Source organism: Vibrio fluminensis (assembly GCF_015278125.1).
GTDB lineage: Bacteria > Pseudomonadota > Gammaproteobacteria > Enterobacterales > Vibrionaceae > Vibrio > Vibrio fluminensis.
In genome coordinates this window covers 1-1230 of sequence record NZ_JADILO010000070.1, presented here as the reverse complement: position 1 = coordinate 1230, position 1230 = coordinate 1, and the positions used below count along the sequence as shown (strand labels likewise).

The window sequence follows — 1230 nt, the reverse complement described above, 5'->3', positions numbered from 1 at the left end:
TCTTACCTTCTAGGTCGCCTAGAGCGATTGGAAGGCTACCACGACGGAAGTAGATTGACTTAGGTAGTTTGTGCCACAACATGTTTTCAGCTCGCTTCGCAACAGTTTTCTTGTTGATTAGGTGCTTAGGACCAACGTTTTCAGAGATAGAGTTACCACCCCATGAACCACAACCTAGCGTTAGAGATGGTGCTACGTTGAAGTTGTAAAGGTCACCGATACCACCGTGAGTAGTCGGGATGTTTACAAGGATACGTGCCGTCTTCATCTTGTCGCCGAAGTAACGGATACGGTCTGCGTTCACGTCTTGGTTAGTGTATAGACCAGATGTGTGGCCGATACCGCCGATCTCAACCATAGTTACCGCTTGAGCAACTGCGTCTTCGAAGTTGTCAGCGCGGAATAGACCTAGTGTTGGAGACAGTTTCTCGTGAGCAAATGCGTCATCGTATGAAACTTTACCAAGACCTTCACCAACAAGAACTTTAGTGTCAGCTGGAACTTTCACGCCTGCCATTTCAGCGATTGCTGCAGCTGGCTGACCTACGATTTTCGCGTTTAGGTTGCCGTCGATTAGCAGAACTTTACGAACTTTGTCCGCTTCCGCTTTGTTTAGTACGTAAGCTTTGTGAGAAGCAAAACGCTCTTTCACTTCGTCGTATACAGAGTCAACAACGATTGCAGCTTGCTCAGAAGCACATACTACGCCGTTATCGAATGTTTTAGACATTAGGATAGAAGCAACAGCACGTTTGATGTCTGCTGTTTCATCGATAACAACTGGAACGTTACCTGCACCTACACCGATTGCTGGTTTACCAGAAGAGTAAGCCGCTTTAACCATGCCTGGACCACCAGTTGCAAGGATAAGAGCGATACCATCGTGCTTCATAAGAGCGTTAGAAAGCTCAACTGAAGGTTGGTCAATCCAACCGATGATGTCTTTTGGTGCGCCTGCTGCTACCGCTGCATCTAGAACGAGTTTAGCTGCGTCGTTAGTTGAGTTTTTCGCACGTGGGTGTGGTGAGAAGATGATACCGTTACGAGTCTTCAGAGAGATCAGAGATTTGAAGATCGCTGTTGATGTTGGGTTAGTTGTTGGAACGATACCGCAGATGATACCTACAGGCTCAGCGATAGTCATTGTGCCTAGGTTGTCGTCTTCTTCAAGAATGCCACACGTTTTTTCATCTTTGTATTTGTTGTAAATGAACTCAGATGCGAAGTGGT

1 protein-coding gene is annotated in these 1230 nt (G+C 46.5%); it reads right to left on the bottom strand.

The features are described from left to right. A partial coding sequence (locus IRQ95_RS22485; RefSeq protein WP_194439902.1) for an aldehyde dehydrogenase family protein occupies positions 1–1230 on the bottom strand: 1230 nt, incomplete at both ends.